General features: G+C 30.1%; 14 protein-coding genes and 1 tRNA gene. 3 read left to right on the top strand and 12 right to left on the bottom strand.

Annotation, left to right across the window (positions count from 1 at the left end; genetic code table 11):
* From L1S33_RS01360 to msrB, 7 genes are all read right to left on the bottom strand, one after another.
* Positions 1 to 3678, bottom strand: a complete 3678-nt coding sequence (locus tag L1S33_RS01360; RefSeq protein WP_240560898.1) for a metallophosphoesterase — start codon at positions 3676 to 3678, stop codon at positions 1 to 3.
* A 63-nt stretch (positions 3679 to 3741) separates the two neighbouring features.
* Positions 3742 to 4314: a nucleotidyltransferase family protein gene (locus L1S33_RS01355; RefSeq protein ID WP_240551331.1), complete on the bottom strand. Its 573-nt coding sequence runs from the start codon at positions 4312 to 4314 to the stop codon at positions 3742 to 3744.
* Between the two features lie 2 nt (positions 4315 to 4316).
* Positions 4317 to 5255 (bottom strand): XdhC family protein, encoded by a 939-nt coding sequence (locus tag L1S33_RS01350; RefSeq protein ID WP_240560897.1) that lies wholly within the window; start codon positions 5253 to 5255, stop codon positions 4317 to 4319.
* Between the two features lie 97 nt (positions 5256 to 5352).
* Positions 5353 to 6918 (bottom strand): protein adenylyltransferase SelO, encoded by a 1566-nt coding sequence (locus L1S33_RS01345; RefSeq protein ID WP_240560896.1) that lies wholly within the window; start codon positions 6916 to 6918, stop codon positions 5353 to 5355.
* On the bottom strand, positions 6915 to 7151 hold the full coding sequence (locus tag L1S33_RS01340) for a glutaredoxin family protein (RefSeq protein WP_240560895.1): 237 nt from the start codon (positions 7149 to 7151) through the stop codon (positions 6915 to 6917). The genes L1S33_RS01345 and L1S33_RS01340 overlap by 4 nt, the downstream gene beginning before the upstream one ends.
* Position 7152: 1 nt before the next feature.
* Positions 7153 to 7692: a peptide-methionine (S)-S-oxide reductase MsrA gene (msrA, locus tag L1S33_RS01335; protein WP_240560894.1), complete on the bottom strand. Its 540-nt coding sequence runs from the start codon at positions 7690 to 7692 to the stop codon at positions 7153 to 7155.
* Positions 7682 to 8143 (bottom strand): peptide-methionine (R)-S-oxide reductase MsrB, encoded by a 462-nt coding sequence (msrB, locus tag L1S33_RS01330; protein WP_240560893.1) that lies wholly within the window; start codon positions 8141 to 8143, stop codon positions 7682 to 7684. Before msrB ends, msrA begins: the two co-directional genes overlap by 11 nt.
* Before the next feature lie 194 nt (positions 8144 to 8337).
* On the opposite strand from msrB, the gene L1S33_RS01325 reads away from it, so the two are divergent.
* Positions 8338 to 9537 carry a Pycsar system effector family protein gene (locus L1S33_RS01325; protein ID WP_240560892.1) on the top strand — a complete coding sequence of 400 codons (1200 nt, stop codon included), beginning with the start codon at positions 8338 to 8340 and terminating at the stop codon, positions 9535 to 9537.
* A 6-nt stretch (positions 9538 to 9543) separates the two neighbouring features.
* Here the strand turns inward: L1S33_RS01325 and L1S33_RS01320 are convergent, their stop codons facing one another.
* The 3 genes from L1S33_RS01320 to der all read right to left on the bottom strand — a co-directional run bounded on the left by L1S33_RS01320 (position 9544) and on the right by der (position 16177).
* Entirely contained in the window at positions 9544 to 11931 is a 2388-nt protein-coding gene (locus L1S33_RS01320; protein WP_240560891.1) for a GAF domain-containing protein, read from the bottom strand.
* A gap of 80 nt (positions 11932 to 12011) precedes the next feature.
* Positions 12012 to 14783, bottom strand: coding sequence for a TonB-dependent receptor (locus L1S33_RS01315; protein ID WP_240560890.1), 2772 nt, complete (start codon positions 14781 to 14783; stop codon positions 12012 to 12014).
* A 92-nt stretch (positions 14784 to 14875) separates the two neighbouring features.
* On the bottom strand, positions 14876 to 16177 hold the full coding sequence (gene der / locus L1S33_RS01310) for a ribosome biogenesis GTPase Der (RefSeq protein WP_240551339.1): 1302 nt from the start codon (positions 16175 to 16177) through the stop codon (positions 14876 to 14878).
* Positions 16178 to 16392: 215 nt separating this feature from the next.
* Between der and L1S33_RS01305 the strand changes: the two genes are divergently transcribed.
* The gene (locus tag L1S33_RS01305; RefSeq protein WP_240560889.1) at positions 16393 to 16905 is read left to right on the top strand and encodes a GTP-binding protein; all 513 of its coding nucleotides are present in this window, start codon (positions 16393 to 16395) and stop codon (positions 16903 to 16905) included.
* A 33-nt stretch (positions 16906 to 16938) separates the two neighbouring features.
* Here L1S33_RS01305 and L1S33_RS01300 read toward each other — a convergent pair whose 3' ends face one another.
* Both L1S33_RS01300 and era read right to left on the bottom strand, forming a co-directional pair.
* On the bottom strand, positions 16939 to 17385 hold the full coding sequence (locus L1S33_RS01300; RefSeq protein WP_240560888.1) for a hypothetical protein: 447 nt from the start codon (positions 17383 to 17385) through the stop codon (positions 16939 to 16941).
* A gap of 6 nt (positions 17386 to 17391) precedes the next feature.
* The gene (gene era / locus L1S33_RS01295) at positions 17392 to 18273 is read right to left on the bottom strand and encodes a GTPase Era (RefSeq protein ID WP_240551341.1); all 882 of its coding nucleotides are present in this window, start codon (positions 18271 to 18273) and stop codon (positions 17392 to 17394) included.
* A gap of 124 nt (positions 18274 to 18397) precedes the next feature.
* Here era and L1S33_RS01290 point away from each other — a divergent pair.
* Positions 18398 to 18470 (top strand) — tRNA-Met (locus tag L1S33_RS01290).
* Positions 18471 to 18535 lie beyond the last annotated feature (65 nt).

Here is an 18535-nt window from a genome sequence, read left to right as displayed (position 1 = left end):
TTAAAATTTAAACCCTAAGCCAACTGCAAGTCGCATTCCATCTTCACTCTTAAAGGCAGCTATATTTGCGCCTAACATGTTTGCAGCATTAAAGAAAACCCCAGCTCCATAAGAAGTATTAAAACTTGTTGAAGGTAAAGTAGGTGTTCCCCAAACTTTACCATAATCGAAACCTCCATAAATTCCAACATTCAAAGGAACTAAACTCGTTTTAATTGTACTTAAAAGTAAACGAATATCGGATGTATGATAAAAAGAATTCTTACCTGTAAAACGTTGATTTCTATATCCTCTTAAACCATATTTGTTTCCTCCAATACTTGCAGCTTGATAAAATTCATAACCGCTTCCAAATGTAAAGTGAGAATGTAGTTTAGTTGCAAAAACCAATTTTCCGCTATCTGAAAGTTTTTGATTGAACGAAATAGAAGGAATTAAATAACTAAAACTATTAGAGTTTTGCAAGTTTGCTGTGTAACCAACCTTTAGTTCGGTTTTCATCCCGTTTGTTGTAAAAGCAGGATTGTCTGTGTTTTCAAACTCGTAACTTGCTTCTGTATTTAGAAAGTTTTGATTGCTAAAAATAGGGTTACTTGCATTGAATTGTGTGTTAATAAATCTATCAGGAGTATTTTCTACTTTATAATTTTGGTAATTAGCACCAATTTTAATTTTTGCACCTAAATCTCCTTTCCAATGTAAAGATGTACCAGCTGTTAATTGCTTTATTTTTACTCTATTAAAATCTAAGTTAGATTCTTCTTTATCGGCTTCAGGGTTTAAACTACTATTACCCAATCCAAAGTAATTTATTGCAAAATTTGGACTTGTAAAATGAGCTTCTATTCCTAAATTCCATTTACCAATAACGTTTGCAAATTCACTTGAGTAATCTAATTCGAAACCATTTGTAGCAAAATAGAAGGCTCCAGAAAGTATGTGTTGTGAAGTAAATGGGTTTCTTTCAAATTTATTGATTGTTAAAATATTTGTTAGCCCTAATTTTATTCCGTCGTCTGGATTAAACCATATTGATGGATTTAGAACGTTTAAACTATTTGGTAATTTTTTATAATTGTAAACATTTGTTTCATAATCATCCGTTAGTTTTATGCTTCCATTATTGTTGGTAAAGGTATTTTTCTTAGATTTTTGGTCGTAAATTTTTACTTTTTTACCATTTTCAATAGTATAATTATCATTGTTTTGACCTCCAATAATTCTAACTTTTATTAGATCTTTGGCTTCACCTTTTACAATAAAAGTATCATCGTCATCCAAGCCATAAATCCAAATTTCTTTGGTTTCTGAAGCACTATATGTTCTTTGATGAAAAACAGTTGATTTTTCACCCTTTTTAATTCGATATCCAGTAACTTTTGTTTTACCGTTTGGTAATCTTTCAACATCAAACCAATCATCTTTATTGGTTCCCTTTATAACTTGATAAGTGTTTAAGTAGTTGTAATAAGAATCAGATATTTTCTGTAGATTACTTCTACGTCCTTGTAGTTTTCTTTTTATTTCTGATATGGTTTCATCTTTAACTTCATCAGGAAAAAGAGAAAAAGCATCATCAATAATTTCATCAGTAATTTTTGATGTGATTAATTTAACTTGAGCATCCCAATGTTGTTTATCAGATTTAATTATAGACATATCCAATGCGTTTGGCGATAAATTAAACCATTTTGGACTTTTTAATTCTTCACTATACGCTCTCATTCCTCTTAAAGTAGGCACATTGTTTGTAGCAAAACCTAACAAAGCACCATCTCCCATTATAGAAAATGCCTGATCTCTATCTCTAGGTATTGGTCTGTAAACGGTTTGCTTTCCTTCTTTAAAAACTGCCCATCTCCATTGATCTTCATGCCTATCAAAGTCTCCAATTAACATGTCAAACAAACGAGCTTTTATGTATGAGTTTTCATCTAAAACATGATTTTCACTCTTAGTTAGATTCTTCAATAAATCGTCTGTGCTTATAACTTCGTTAGCAAAACCAAAACTAGCTTTATCTCCATGCCCAGAAGCGGCACGTTCTTCAATCATGTACAGTTCATCTCCAAATTCTGAGTTAAAATGACCCAAACTATTTTGCTTAGGAATGTAATATAAAACAGGATTTGTATGATAAACACCAATGGCGTCAGATAATTTTCCTATTGTAAATGGTGCATAAGGATGTGATCCTGTAAAAACATCCATTAATAAGCCTTCTGTCTTTGTGTTATCAAACTGTCCTTCTATATATTGATCTTTAAAAGCAACGGCTTGTAAATATTGAACTGCATTTTTACGCAACGCTCGCATAACATATTCGCGTCCTTTTTTATCTCTTAATCTCAAAGATTTTGATTGATGTCCGCCACCTTTTCTAACAGGTTTTAAGCCACCAAAAAGTGTGTCTAAATCTACTGTTGGTGCACTTACTTCAGTTCCAAAATATTTTCTGTAACGTTCTCCCCAAAAATAACGATATAGACCATTTTTGGTTACTTCTTCTTTTGTATAAATTGAAGCTTTCTTTTCTGTTATTTTGTTTTTAGGAAATGTATTGAAAATTTTTTTCTCATTTGGAGGTAAAACTTCAGTTTGATATACAATTTTATCATCTTTTACAGTATGAAAACTAACAGATGAAGATCCGTCTTTATATACATCTAATTTAGCAAAACCCTGTGCTGCATAAGTGAATTTTGCGCCGCCAGATAATTTAGTAGCCATTGTTTTAGAGCCAGAACCACTTATTATTTGTGGTAAATTATCTTGAACTATATATTGTAAATTATGATCGTGACCAGAAACAAAAATTGTTTTATCGTTTTCTTGAGAAATAGTAACTAAATGTTTTTTTAGCGCATTGTATTTCTTATTTTGAATATCGGTATTTGTTATTCCTGAAGATTTTCTAATTAAGTTTTTAAGTGTTCCTAAAACTGGTGTAGGTTTCATATGGCTTGCAAAAGAATATTTACCTCCATGAGAACCATTTGTAAACATTGGATGATGCATTGCAATAATGGTAGTTTTTCCTCTACTTTTTTTAATTAAACCTTCAAATTCATCAAAAAACTTTGTTCTTGTTTTTATTTCACAATTATCATTTATTGTTGGATGATTGTCCCAATTTGTTAAATACCAATGTGTATCAACAATTATTAAAACAATATCCTTAGAGATATTTACTTTCTCTAAAGGACAACCATTTTGAGGTAAAAAAGACTTTTTTCCTAATGCTTCTTCTACTAATTTTTCTTCTCGTTTTAAGCCATCTAAACCATTATACCAATCGTGATTTCCAGGAATAAATATTGATCTCCCTTTAAAATCTTTAGCAACATCTGTTTGCGCTTCTATTCTTCTTTTTGCTAAAGCATAATTTTCATTATTCTTATTTGGAATTCCAGTTTCATAAACATTATCACCTAAAAAAAGTAACGTTGCATTTTCTGAAGTGTTTTCAGTTTTACGTTTTAAATAGTTTAGAGCGGGTGAATTTTCTGTTAAAGTTGAGTTGCCAGCATCTCCAATTAAATAAAAAGAATGTGCTATTTCTTTGTTGTTAGCGTTGACTTTGTTTAGTTTATTTTGGGAATATTGAGCCTTGTAAGTTGCGCAATTTGTAACGAATGTAAAAAGAATAACATATAAAAAAGTTCTAGTTAACTTCATGAGTTTTGTTTAGTTGGTTCTGCTAATTTAATTTTTTTATAATAAATGAAAAAAAGACACTATTTATAGGTTTTTGTATTCTTCTTCTGTGTCAATATCAATTAGGTTTGTTGATTTTATTGAAATTAAATTAGAGTGCATTTTCTTTAATAAATTCTTAGCTCCTTTGTCTCCTTTTAAGAGCAATAATTCTTTAAAATAATTCTTCGGAAAAATTACAGGAACACCATTATTTTCTCCATAATTAGATGCTATTATTTTAGTAGGATTTTCTACTGAAGTTTTTAGTAATTCATTTAAATACGCACTAGTTATTTTGGGTTGGTCTGCAAGAATAATTAAAACAGCATCAAAATTCATAGGAGTTATATGATTTATACCAGCAACAATACTAGAGCTTAAGCCTGCTTTAAAATTTGGATTAAAAATAGTTTCAACTTGATGTTTTTTTACCGATTCTTCTATGATTTCTGCATTTGAACCTAAAACACAAAACACTTGGTTTGTTGTAGTTTTTTTTGCAGTTTCAATTGCAAAACCTAATAAAGTTGTGTTTTTATATGGGAGTAATTGTTTGGTAGCATTCATTCTAGTAGAACTTCCGGCCGCTAAAATAAGTATTGCTGTTTTTTGCATGTTTAACTATGAATTCTTCCTGTAATTTTCTTTAAAGAAAACACTTCTTTTTTTCTAACTACGGATAATATTTCGGCTAAAATGGACAACGCAATTTCTTCTGGCGTTTCTGCACCAATGTTTAATCCTGCTGGCGTATGAATTTTTTCTAAGAATTCGTCAGAAATATCAGGAGCAATATCAAATAACTCATTTAATAGTTTTTCACGTCTTTTAGCTGCTCCTAAAATTCCAATATAAATAGGATTTTCATTCTGTAAAGTTGTTAAATAACGCAAATCATAAGTAAAATTATGATTCATAATTACAATTGCTGTTTGTTTATTTATGTTATTTAGTTCAAGTATTTCTGGAGTTTGGGCAGTTACAGAAGTTGCTCCAGGAAAATCAGTTAATTCTTTAGGATCTTTTATAGAAGTTATAACTTCAACTTGCCAACCTAATTGAGTTGCTTGTGTACATAATTTAACAGCATCGTGTTCCCCGCCAATAATTAAAAGCCTAAATAGTGGTTGTAAAGTTTGAGAAAAAACTTCGTTTTTTGAGTCTATTTTTCCTTCGTGAAAAGAAAATGATGTTCCTTTTTTAAATTGAATTACTGAACCGAAATCTCCAAAAATTTCATCTTTTTTTTGGTAATAAGATTCAATAATGAATGGTTCTCTCTCTGAGATGTTTTTTGAGAATTGGGTAAATAAATCATCAGAAATAAAAAAAGGCTCTAATAAAATATATAAAACACCTTCGCAACCTAATCTATAGCGACCGTCATACGTTATAATTTTTGCTTTTCCGTCTTTAAAAACAGATTGTGCTCTACGTTGTATTTCATTTTCTACACAACCGCCGCTTACTGCACCAACCATTTTATTATCGGAAGAAAGTAGCATTCTAACTCCTGGTTTTCTGTAAGAAGAACCGTCTAAGTTAACAACAGTCACTAGCACGTTTGTTAACCTTTTTTTTTGGTTGATTAATGCTTGCTGTAAAATATTTAAAAACTCGTGAGTCATAAATCTAAAGTACAATAAATTTTAATTATGAGCTGCAACTCAACATAGAACAACCAATTTTGTTACGCGCCCATTCTGGTCTTTTAGCGAACCATTTATGTTTTTCTGGTTGTTCTGAATAAGGAGTTTTTAGCATTTGATATAACTCATCAATTAATTTATAATCTCCTTTATCTGCATCGTCAATTGCTAATTGTGCCATGTAGTTTCTCAATACATATTTAGGATTTATCAAATCCATTTTTATTTTTCTTTCTGAATCAGAAAAAGTTTCTTTTTGTAATCTTTTTAAATATCGTTTAAACCAATCTTGCCAATAATCTTTAGTTTCGCCTTTAACCTCATTTAAAACATAAAAAGCATTTGTTATTTTTTTAAATGCTGAATCAACGTTATCTTTTGCTGATACATTTGCTAAATTTCTAAAGAAAATTGTCATGTCAGTTTCAGTAAGTTGTAAAGTTTCTTCTAATCTGCCAATTAGTTCAGAATAGCTTTCATCCGAAGAAAATAACCCAAGTTTTTCTTGCATCATTTTTAAATATTTCTCCTTAAAAAGATCATGATAACCGTTTAGAATTTCCTGTAAAGGATCAACTTCTTCAATTAAAGGATATAAAGCATTTGCTAATTTTAGTAAATTCCAAATTCCAATATTTGGCTGATTTTCAAATCGATATCTTTTGTTTTGAATATCTGTTGTGTTTGGTGTCCAACCTAAATCGTAACCTTCTAACCAACCATAAGGACCATAATCTATGGTTAAACCAAGAATAGACATGTTGTCTGTATTCATAACTCCGTGCACAAAACCAACACGTTGCCAATGCACAATCATATCAATGGTTTTGTTTCTAACGTTGGTTAAAAAATCTAAGTATTTTTGTTTTCCTTCGGAAGAAATTTCCGGATAAAAATGTTTAATTGTATAATCTGTAAGTTGCATTAAAGTTTCTGAGTCTTGTCTTGCGGCTAGAATTTCAAAATTACCAAAACGGATAAAACTCGGTGCTAAACGAGAAACAATTGCGCCTTTTTCATAGTCAGGATTTCCGTTGTACATAACATCTCGCAAAACTTCATCTCCAGACAAACTTAAACTTAATGCACGTGTTGTTGGAACGCCTAAGTGAAACATAGCCTCGCTACATAAATATTCTCTTACTGAAGAACGTAAAACGGCTAAACCATCTGCGGTTCTTGAATACGGAGTTTCACCAGCGCCTTTTAATTGAATTGCCCAACGTTTATTATTGTGTACAATTTCGGTTAAGTTTATAGCTCTTCCATCGCCTAATTGTCCAGCCCAATTACCAAATTGATGTCCACCATAACACATGGCAAAAGGTTTGGTGTTTTCTAAAATTGTATTTCCCGTAAACACGTTTAAAAAATCATCAGATTTTGCATCTTCAGAAGTTAAACCAATTGCTTTTAACATTTCTTCAGAAACATGTACTAAGCTAGGATTTGCTGTTTTTGTAGGTGCAACAAAAGAATAGCAAGCATTTATAACTTGCCTGCGTGAATTTCCTAAAATTTCATCTGCAGGTAATTCTTTGTTAAAAGTGTCGTCTATAGTTAATTTCATAATTTTTCTATCCACTTATTCAATTCCTTGTCTGAAGGATTTCGTAACCTTTTATTGTTAATAATAATTGTAGGGAAATTTAATTTTCTATTCTCATACAAGTTACGTAATTCTTTAGCATTTTCTTCATTTTTTTCTACATCTAAAAACGCGTAATCTAAATTACGCGTCTCTAAAAATGTTTGATAATATTGTGTTTTATGGCAGCGTTGCGCTCCAAATAATTTAATCATTTTACTTTAACTTATCGGCATGTAGCTTTCTCAATTTTGCCAATTTTGGTTCAATTACAAAACTACAATATCCTTGTTGTGTATTCTCTCTATAATAATTTTGATGTTCTTTTGTAGCTGCATAGAATATTAGCAAAGGACTTAACTCGGTTACAATCGTATCATTATAATACGGTTGAATTTGTTTTAAAACCTCTTGTGCTATTTTTTGCTGAACTTCATTTTGATAAAAAATTACCGAACGATATTGTGTTCCTCTATCTGCACCTTGTTGGTTTAAAGTTGTAGGATCATGCGTTGTCATAAAAATTACTAAAATGTCTTCAAATGAAATAATTTCAGCGTCAAAAGTAATTTGAATAACTTCTGCATGGCCTGTTAATCCAGAACAAATTTCTCTATACGTTGGATGACCAGGAACATTTCCACCGGCATAACCAGACACTACTTTTTCTACTCCTTTTACTTCTTGAAATACAGCCTCTGTACACCAAAAACAACCTCCGCCTAAAGTGGCAACTTGTAAGTTATTAGTTGTCATTTTCTGCTCCTTTCTCTAATTGCATAGATTCTGAATTAATACAATAACGTAATCCACTTGGTTCTGGACCATCTGGAAAAATATGCCCTAAATGAGCATCGCAAGTGTTACAAAGTACTTCAACTCTAATCATACCTAATGAAACATCTTTATGGTATTTAATTGCATTCTCTTCAATTGGTTGTGTAAAACTAGGCCAACCAGAACTAGATTCAAATTTAATGGTAGAATCAAATAGAGGTGCGTTACAACAAATACAGTTATATTTTCCTTCTTCGTAAATTGAACAGAGTTCCCCAGAAAAAGGTCTTTCAGTTCCTTTTAAACGAGTTACTCTAAATTGTTCAGAAGTAAGCGTTTTTTTCCATTCTTCTTCAGTTTTTTCAACTCTTTTTGTTGGAGTTGGGTTTCCATTTACTGTAAAGTGAATAATGTTTTTCCAAGTAAGCATAATAAATTTCGTTCATTTAAGTTATTAAAAGTATGAAAATTTTGAGCAAAAAATATAGTACAATCTCAATAATTATTGAAACTGTACTATTTAAATTTTTACTCATTATTTTAGTCGAAAATTTGTAATAAAACTTACATTGTTAGAAGTCCTAAAAACTTTACTTATTTTTACTTTTTAAAATTACTCGATTTATGGATACTTTAATTTCTAAAACAGAAAATTTTGTTATTAATTTTTTAAACTCAAACTTAGAAAAAAGCTTTGTGTATCATAACGTTTCTCATACACAGCGAGTGGTTGAGAAGACAGGAGAGTTAATAGAAGTTTTAGATTTATCTGAAATTGAAAAAGAAAATTTAATAATAGCCGCTTGGTTTCATGATGTTGGTTACACCAAGGTTATGGATGGTCATGAGAAAGAAGGTGTAAAGATTGCAGCTAAATTTTTAAAAGAAAACGGTTTAGCTTCAGAGAGGATTGATGCAATTTCAAAGATGATTCTTTCTACAGAAATGGGAGTAGCGCCTGTTTCTGAATTTGAAAAGATTTTAAATGATGCAGACTGTTCTCATCTAGGAAGTAAAAATTTTAGTTATTTAACAGAGTTGCTAAGAAGAGAATGGGAACTCTCTAAAGATAGAGTTTTAAATGAATCTGATTGGTTGAGTGAAAATATAGATTTTTTAACCAATAAACATCGTTACTACACTAGTGCTGCGTCAAAAATTTGGGACAAACAAAAAAGTAAAAATTTAGCACAGTTAATAAAAACTGAAAAGAAAATAAAAGCTGAAGCCACAAAATTTAAACATAAAAAAGAAGAATTAGCGCACAAAAAAAGTAAAATTGAATTACCAGAAAGAGGTGTAGAAACTATGTTTAGAGTTGCACTTAGAAATCATATTACCTTAAGTGATATTGCCGATACCAAAGCAAATATTTTACTTTCTGTAAATGCTATTATAATTTCCATGGCTCTTTCAACTTTGCTACCAAAGTTAGATAACCCTTCTAACGATTATCTAATAATTCCGTCTATTATTTTTATAGCATTTACAGTTGCATCTATTGTATTATCTATTATGGCAACGAGACCCAATGTAACGCAAGGAAAATTTACAAAAGAAGATGTTGCAAATAAGAAGGTAAATTTATTGTTTTTTGGAAATTTTCATCAAATGAAATTACAAGAATTTCAATGGGCAATGGATGAAATGATGAAAGATCGAGATTATTTATACAGTTCTTTAACTAAAGATTTATATTTCTTAGGCTTGGTTTTAAATAGGAAATACGGAATTTTGAGATTAACGTATACCGTTTTTATGATTGGTATTTTAGTAAGTGTTTTGGCTTTTGCTTATGCATTTTATACGCAAGGAATAGCTTAATACTGCTTATTTTAATTCATCCATTAATTCATCTAAAGTAATGGTTTTTTTGGCATCAAAATCTTCTTTGTAAATTACCTTTACACGTAAAGCTTTTAAGCCAGAAACACCTTGTAGATCTTCTAGTTCTAGCTCTTCAATTTTACCCAATTGATTTTTAGATTGTAAGAAATTTAAATATTTTATATACTCTAACTTGTCCTTATCTTGAGAGTAAACTATTGCAATTTTACCAGGAACTGTTAAGCGTTCATCTGTTCCTTTAATATGAGCTTTGTCTATACGTTTTTTGATAATTTCGTAACGAATATTGTAAGCTCCATCAACATCAAACTGCTTTTCATCCATTCTAAATTTAATGGCTAAAGGATTGCTGTGAACTAATATTAAAGAAGCAACACGAAGTTTGTGTTCCATTTCTTTGGTAGCATTCATGGCAAGGTTTTCCATTTCATACATTAGTTGTATTTGCCAAAAACGTAAGTTGTACAGGTATAAATTATCAAATTTTTTCTTTTTTGTTAAAGATTCACCTATGTACATGTTAAATTCAACTCCATCGGTTTTATAACGTTCAAAATAATGAGGAAACATTTGTTGAGCTCCTTCTTGTTTTTTGTCTATAAATTTAGAGAGTTTGTCATTTAATAGCGTTACACTTTGTTCATAAGCTTTCCTTTTTTCATATACAACTTGTAAATTATTATCTAATCTACTCATATATGTGTTTACTAGAGCTTCGAGGTCTAAATTTATGTCTTTTATGTGTGTAAAAACTGGATAAATTTCTGTCTTTAAAAAATCTAAAATGGCAATTTCATCACCTGCTTTTAATCCTTTTTTCACCTCTTTTAAATATGCTGAAACACGAAACATTAATTCGTTATAAATAGGTAGGTTTTCTGAGTTGCATGCTTCTTTTAAAACAGATATAGCTAAGGTAAGTTGTGTAGTTAAATCTTCTAAAATTGCATTGTTTCTAGCAATAGAAGATCCTTTTACATCTAGTTGACCATATAAAGGATATACATTATTAAATACAATTTCTTCTGGTTTTGGATTTTCAATATTTTCAAAAATTTGTTGCAGGTAGTTTTCTGCGGCGTTATTAAATTTCCATTTTACAGAAGGATGAATTGAGGTGTAATGTTCTTGAATAGTTGCTTCTAAAATGTTTGCATATTCTTCAGAAAATCTATCTACAGCTGCTTTTAATACAGGAATTATGTCTTGGAGTTTTTGTTTGTTTACTGTGTTTAACTCGTAAGGTCTAGGCGAACCAATTTCTAATAAAGCTAAATCATTATTTTCAGATGTCTTTATTGGAATTAATATGATACTTCCAATATTTCTTGACTTTAATTTTTTGTAAAAAGGGTTTTCATTACTACCTATTCCATATTTTTTAACGTCAGAAACAACAATACTTGTGTTTTTATGGAATACATTTTCCATTATATGATCACAGAAAAAATCTGAACATGAAATGGTTTTTTCATTATCCAGTAAAATACTATCTGCTTTTTTTATTTTGCTAGTTCCGTAACTTATTTCTGATGTATCAAAAATAGAAAAGCCCACTTTTAGGTCTTTAATATTATAAAAAGAACTTAAGTCTTCTTGAAGTTTTTCAACAATACTTCCGTCATCTTTTCGTAATAGGTTTGTTCTTATAGAAGAAATAGTTTCATCTGTAGTAACATCAAACAAATTCATGATACCAAAACCTTTAAAAATATAGCTTTCTAAAGGAAATTTTTCTTTCCACACATCAACATTATCATAATTATCTAAAAGTAATTTTATATCATCTTCTGTAATTTTTGGAGCATTTTCAGATGGAGTTATTTCCATGAAATCTGCATTAAAAGCTACTCTATAATTTTTAGTTGTACCAAGGTTTTTATCTGGTATGTCAAAGAAGAAAGGACGTTTTAAGTCTACAGGATATTTATAAACAGTATTTAAGATAAAAGTACACGCCATAATATAAAGCGAATTTTCATCAAAATCTCTTATTTGTAATTCATAATTATCCCCAGCATTTTTTAGTATATTTTCAAAACGTTGTGTAAATTTAAACGAGGTAAAAGAAAATGGAATTGTTACCGCTTTAATTTCATTTAAAGTTAATAATTCTGGGAATAAAGCATCTAATAAAAGTTGTATTAAATCTTCATGTTTTTGAAGTATCGTTAAATCTGTAAAACCTGTTATTAATTCAGGATGTTTTTCTACTTCTTTTACTACAATTTTAGCAGATGAGTAAAAGGGATGGTTTTTAGATTCTGAGTCTGCATAAGTTTTAAGCATGTCATATATCTTCTCAAAACTAATGTTTAGTTGAAGTGGTAAATCTAAATTTCCTAATCCTTTATGTAGTCTTACTTCCAAAATTCTATATTTAATATAACAAAGTTACAAAATGTAGAATAATAGTCGGTTTTTTATAAAATTACTTGCAAATTTTACTCCTACAAACTAAAATTATAGTCTCTAATTTTTCCTTTTTTTCCTAAACTATTAAATTTCCAACTAAAACCCAACATAAAGTATTGCTGTAAAACTGTGCTTTCAGAGTCTTCAATGTAGTTTGCTGTAGCTCTTCTTTGAGCATTTGTTTGCTGGTTTAGTAAATCATATGCTTTAAGGGTTAATGAAGCATTGTCATTAAATATTGAATAGGCTAAAGTAGAATTCCAAAACCAAGAAGATTGATTAAACCCTACAACATTTGGGTTAAAATTATAACGAATGTCGTTACGCCATTCTAGTTTCTTAGGAACATTTGTTTTTGTTCTTACTCTAAAAGAATGTCTTGTGAAATTCTGATTTTGGAAATCACTTAATTCATAATTGGTTTCTGAAAAAGAGATTGTATAACTAGGTTCTATGCTAACCACTTTATTCCATTCATAAGTTAAACCAATGTTTGGAGATACTTCTGTGGTTTTTGCACCATATTCAATATCATTAAAAAAGTTAATATTTTTATTAATATTTAAACGTGTACCAACTCTTAGTCTTAAGCTACTAATTGTGTCTAATTTAATACTTTTACTATAACTACCGCCTCCCCAAATATTGTAGGCTCCATCTACATTCTCGTAAGTTGTGTTTCTTATTAAATCGTCTCCAATTACACTTTTTGAAACTACTTGGTTATTTGTTAATCCACCACTTACATATAAGTATAAACCTGTACGTTTTTGCCAATTATATTTATTAAAGTTTACATACATTCTATGTCTTTTTGTTGGCTCTAAGTTTGGGTTACCAGTAACAATATTTAATGGGTTTGAAACATCTGTAAAAGGTTGAAGTTGATTAATGCTTGGCGCATCATTTACTAAGCTATAATCAAAATAAATTGAAGCTTTAGAATCAAACCTATAGCGTAAACCTGCATTTAAATTAACAGCATTAAAATCTCTCTTTAAATTTAAGGTTGGTCTTAATTTATCTTCGTTTTCTATGGTTCTATTAACAAAACCAGTTTCAAAATTAAAACGCCATTTTTTGTCTCTATATACAACTCCTAAAGAAGGTGTTTTTGTGATGTCATTATATGTAAAATCTGAACTCAGTTGGTTATTAAAGTTAGAAAAATGTTGTGTTGTTGTATCAAAATCAAAGGTGCTTTCTTTATTTTCACGTTCATCTCTTTGGTAGCGATATTTAGCGTCTAAAAACAATTTTTCTTTAATTAATGGGTATCGATAAGTAAATCTTGTAGTAAGGCCATTTAAATTATTTTCAATATCGCTATATTGGTTTCTAATTTCTGTAGAAGGGCTAGTTCCAAAAACTTCTATTGTAGAGTTGTTATAGTCATCTGTACTAGTTTTATCAATTCGATTGCTCAGAGAAGCTTTAATGAAAGAGCCTTTGTTTCCTAATTTTTTAGTTATGTCAATTTCATTGCTAAAATTATTAGCTGAAGATTTAGAGTTAGTGTTACTGTTAGAGCTATTTGTTAATGCATTATTATCATCTAATGATTCTTCATTTCTGTTGTAAAAACCTTCACGTTTATTAAGAACAAAAGATGGATTAATATTTATTAAAAATGTTGAGTCTATCTCTATATCAAATTCTAAATCGAAACTATGATTGTCATTTTCATCTTCTGAAGATGAGTTGGAGTTAGAAAAATAACGTCTGTCTGGTAAAATATTTTCACGATTACTTTTAGAATCATTAGTAGAGTTACTTCCAGAATAGAAGTAATTAGCATTTACATCTAACCCTTTTCCGTATTTATCAGCATAAGTAATACCACCAATTTTAGATTTTACAATTCCTTGTCCGCCTCCAAAACTTCTTCCGTTTACGTTAAAAGAGCCGTTACTGCTAAATCCAATTCCGCCGCCGCCACCAAACATTTTCTGAATTTCACCAAAACTAAAACCGGGAGAATTGATGTTGTTTGTACTTGCTAAAACGCTAATACGAGTATCGTTATCAAAACGATTTACCATAGTTGCTGCTTCGTATCTTTTTTCGGTTCCTGCGCCTGCAGAAACTCTACCAAACCACCCTTTATTGTTTTCTTTTTTAATGGTTAGGTTAATAGTTTTGTTATTATCATCGCCTTTTTCACCTGTAAAACCTTCGGACTTAGTTTTTGTATTTGTTATTTGAACTTTTTCTATAATATCTTTAGTTAAGTTCTTTGTTGTTATAGATGGATCGTTGCCAAAAAATGGTTTTCCATTTACTAAGATTTTATTTACTTCTTTACCATTTACGGTAATTTTTCCTTCTGCGTCTACTTCAACTCCAGGTAGTTTTTTTAGTAAATCTTCAACATTTGCATCTTTTTTTGTTTTAAAAGATTTTACATTAAACTCTAAAGTATCTTTTTTAATGGTTATTGGTGCTCTAGATTTAACCACAACTTCTTGTAAAAGATTGTCATCTTCTTTTAAGTTTATTCTGCCTAAATTAAAGTTTGATTTAGTAAGTGTAATTACTTTAGAATAGGATTGCATTCCTACAAAGGAAACAAATAGTTTTAAGTTATTATGAAATGATTTTCCTTCTAAAGAAAAATTCCCTTTTTCATCTGTTATGGTATAAGAAACAATTGCACTGTCTTTTGCTTTTTCTAAATGAATAGTTGCAGACTCTATTGGTGTTTGTTCTTTATCAGAAAAAACAGTTCCTGAAATTTTAAAAGGTTTAGATTGGGCAAAAGAATTTACTGCGAACAATATCGCAACTATAAGTAGTTTTATTTTCATACCAAGATTAGTTTTTCGATGTAAAAAACCGAAAAAGATAATTGAAAGAACACTAAAGAAACGTTAATGTTTTTTTAGAAAATGTTAAAAACTTATTTCTGTCTAAAGTAAATTACAATTGGCACTCCGTTAAAGTCATAAATTTCACGCATTTTATTTTCTAAAAAACGTCTATATGGATCTCTAACATACTGTGGTAAATTTGCAAAAAATGCAAACTGTGGCGTATGAGTTGGAAGTTGCATACAGTATTTTATTTTTACAAACTTCCCTTTTATTGCAGGTGGAGGAAAATTTTGAATAATTTCCAACATAGTTTCGTTTAACTTGCTCGTTTGTATTTTACGTTTTCTGTTTTCGAAAACTTCAACAGCAGTTTCTATTGCTTTTAAAAGACGTTGTTTGGTAAGTGCAGAGGTAAAGATAATTGGCACATCTGTAAAAGGTGCAATTTGCTGACGAATTTTGGCCTCATAATCTCGCATTGTATTGGTCTCTTTTTCAATTAAGTCCCACTTATTTACTAAGATAACAACACCCTTTTTATTTTTTTCTGCTAACCAGAATATCTTTTCATCTTGCCCTTCAAACTCACGAGTAGCATCAATAACTAAAACGGCAACATCACAATGTTCAATTGCACGTACAGCACGCATTACAGAATAGAATTCTAAGTCTTCTTTTACTTTCGATTTTTTTCTAATTCCGGCAGTATCCACCAAATTAAAATCAAAACCAAAACGGTTGTATTTTGTATCAATAGAATCTCTTGTAGTTCCTGCAATATTGGTTACAATATTTCTATCCTTACCAATTAAAGCATTTATAAATGAAGATTTCCCTGCATTTGGACGTCCAACTACGGCAAATCTTGGTAATTCTTCTTCTATGTTTTCTTCCTCTTCAGGAATTTCATTTGCAATAGCGTCTAATAATTCTCCAGTTCCACTTCCGTTTATTGAAGAAATTGTAAAGTATTCGCCCAAACCAAGGTTGTAAAACTCAACAGCATCTGCATCTCTCATTGCGTTGTCAACTTTGTTAACAGCAATAAATAATGGTTTCTTTTCTTTTCTAAGGAGTTTAGCAACTTCATTATCCATTGGCGTAATTCCTTGTTCAACATCAACCACAAAAACAATAATATCGGCTTCATCTAAAGCTAATTCTACTTGTTTTCTAATTTCAGCTTCAAAAATATCATCAGAACCTTTAATGTAACCACCGGTGTCAATAACCGAAAATTCTTTTCCGTTCCAGTCAGATTTTCCGTAATGTCTATCTCTAGTAACACCACTAACCGAGTCTACAATAGCTTCACGGCGCTGTACTAATCTATTAAATAAAGTGGATTTTCCTACATTTGGTCTTCCAACAATGGCTACAATACTCATCTTGATTATTTTGGCGCAAAGATAGTCTTAATTTACGAGTAGAGAATTACAATTTTAATTCATTTTTTTATTGGGCGTTTCCCTTTGGGTCGCGCTTTTCGCACTCGCTTTTTGAGAAAAACAAAAGAGCTCAAACAAATGCTACAATCGCTAACGCGGGCGTATTTGCTAAATGTAGTATTTTCTCGTAGCTTTGAGTAAATCTATAATTACCAATGAATAGGGAAGAACACGAAGAAAGTCAATTGTTTTTACGTCCAAGATTTTCGATAGATTGTGAGAGAAACGTTTCTGATGTTTTACAAACAATTACAAGTAATTTAAAAGAGACCAATCATAATTTTATTACAAAAATATCCGATAGTCATGTAATTATTGATGTTCCTCAAAAAGAAGCACATTTCTGGTCGCCACAATTACATTTTAGAGTAGAAGAGGAGCAAGGAGTAACTAAAATAAAAGGATTGTTTGGCCCAAAACCAAGTGTATGGACGCTGTTTATGTTTGTCCATTTTTTTGTAGCAACTGCTTTTATTGGATTTGCAATACTTTTTTATGTAAAAAATAAGTTAGATGAAAATGTAGTTTTTCCTGTGGTAATGTTAGTTGTTCTACCAATTATTTGGTTTTTACTTTATTTTTTAGGTCAAATAGGAAAAGAAACTGGTAAAAATCAAATGAATGATTTGAAACAGTTTATGTATAAATTATTAGAAAATGTTAATTAATCTTCAGGTTTTTAAAACCTGAAGGGTCTTTTATTATACACTTTTCTTCTTCTTAAAGAATGCAATTCCAATATTAAATATTAGAATAACAAAAGACGAACAGCATAATAATAGTAGTGTACTATAGAAGTTTTCTACTCTATTAAAATAAGTTCTATTGTTAATGTAATTTTCTATGTTTTTAAAATCAGTATTTATAAAATTTGGTAAAATCCAAAGTAAAAGTATAGGAACTAATAATAAAAGATAACTGATAAAAGGAAGGTTGTAGTAGGTCTTTCTTTTAAAGTGAAAAATAAGCCAATACGTAAAACCAAATAAAAACACTACAAAAGAGAGTAGGATTGAAAGATGAAATACTGTTGTTATAAAATAAGTATCGTGGATATTTATATCAGCATCATTATTAAAAATAAACCCGAATAATAGTATTAAAGGAATAGAGTAAAAGAACAATAAATACGGCTTCTTCTTTAGCATAAATAATTAATCTTTGTAGCCAAATCTTTTAAGTTGACGCTCGTTAGAACGCCAATTCTTATTCACTTTAACGTACAATTCCATAAAAACTTTTTTTCCGAAGAAGCGTTCTAAATCTTTTCTTGCCTCTGTACCAACACGTTTTATGGCGCTTCCTTTGTGCCCAATAATAATTCCTTTTTGGGTATCACGCTCAACCATAATTACAGAACGTATTTTAATAATACTTTCTTCTTCGTTAAATTCTTCGGTTTCCACTTCAACTGAATATGGAATTTCCTTCTTATAATGTTGTAGTATTTTTTCTCTAATGGCTTCGTTTACAAAAAAACGTTCTGGCTTGTCCGTTAATTGATCTTTTGGGTAAAACGCAGGGCCTTCTGGTAATAATTCTTTAATTTTTGCAAAAACACTTTCTACATTAAATTTCTCTAAAGCAGAAATTACGTAGGTAAATGCGTTGGGAACTTTAGCTTTCCAATAGTCAATTTTCTCTTCAACTTCTTCTTGAGTAGATTTATCAATCTTGTTCAAAAGTAAAATAACAGGTATTTCACTGTGTATTATTTTATTAAAAAAAGCTTCGTTTTTAAGTTCTTTCTCGCCAACTTCAACCATATAAATTAACACATCTGCGTCGTCAAAGGCAGATTTTACAAAATCCATCATAGATTCTTGCAATTCGTAAGCCGGTTTTATAATTCCTGGAGTATCAGAAAATATAATTTGATAATCATCATCATTAACAATTCCTAAAATTCTATGGCGAGTTGTTTGCGCCTTAGAAGTTATAATTGATAGTTTTTCTCCTACTAATGCGTTCATTAGAGTGGATTTACCAACATTAGGATTTCCGATTATGTTTACAAAACCTGCTTTGTGTGTCATGCTGCAAAGATAGTTTGTTTTTTAAATTGTTGTTCCTATAAATGGAATAAAATAACTTTCAAGAAATAAAAAGCAATAAAGTTTGGTTACATACTAAATAATGTAGTATATTTGCAGTCCAAATCGCGGGATAGAGCAGCAGGTAGCTCGTCGGGCTCATAACCCGAAGGTCACTGGTTCGAGTCCAGTTCCCGCTACTAGAAAAATGAAACCTTCACAGAAATGTGAAGGTTTTTTTATTGGCTTAAACTAAAGGTGCTTT

Origin of the sequence: Tenacibaculum aquimarinum (genome assembly GCF_022478115.1) — a bacterium.
Classification (GTDB): Bacteria; Bacteroidota; Bacteroidia; order Flavobacteriales; family Flavobacteriaceae; genus Polaribacter; species Polaribacter aquimarinum_A.
The sequence above is the reverse complement of the archived record's forward strand: the minus strand, read 5'-3'. Positions and strand labels throughout refer to the sequence as shown.

Coding starts and splice junctions, on each gene's coding strand:
- L1S33_RS01355 (WP_240551331.1), bottom strand. CDS start 4,314: ATGCAAAAAACAGCAATACTTATTTTAGCGGCCGGAAGTTCTACTAGA.
- L1S33_RS01340 (WP_240560895.1), bottom strand. CDS start 7,151: ATGATTAAATTATTTGGAGCGCAACGCTGCCATAAAACACAATATTAT.
- L1S33_RS01360 (WP_240560898.1), bottom strand. CDS start 3,678: ATGAAGTTAACTAGAACTTTTTTATATGTTATTCTTTTTACATTCGTT.
- L1S33_RS01345 (WP_240560896.1), bottom strand. CDS start 6,918: ATGAAATTAACTATAGACGACACTTTTAACAAAGAATTACCTGCAGAT.
- era (WP_240551341.1), bottom strand. CDS start 18,273: ATGACACACAAAGCAGGTTTTGTAAACATAATCGGAAATCCTAATGTT.
- der (WP_240551339.1), bottom strand. CDS start 16,177: ATGAGTATTGTAGCCATTGTTGGAAGACCAAATGTAGGAAAATCCACT.
- L1S33_RS01300 (WP_240560888.1), bottom strand. CDS start 17,385: ATGCTAAAGAAGAAGCCGTATTTATTGTTCTTTTACTCTATTCCTTTA.
- L1S33_RS01325 (WP_240560892.1), top strand. CDS start 8,338: ATGGATACTTTAATTTCTAAAACAGAAAATTTTGTTATTAATTTTTTA.
- msrA (WP_240560894.1), bottom strand. CDS start 7,692: ATGACAACTAATAACTTACAAGTTGCCACTTTAGGCGGAGGTTGTTTT.
- msrB (WP_240560893.1), bottom strand. CDS start 8,143: ATGCTTACTTGGAAAAACATTATTCACTTTACAGTAAATGGAAACCCA.
- L1S33_RS01305 (WP_240560889.1), top strand. CDS start 16,393: ATGAATAGGGAAGAACACGAAGAAAGTCAATTGTTTTTACGTCCAAGA.
- L1S33_RS01315 (WP_240560890.1), bottom strand. CDS start 14,783: ATGAAAATAAAACTACTTATAGTTGCGATATTGTTCGCAGTAAATTCT.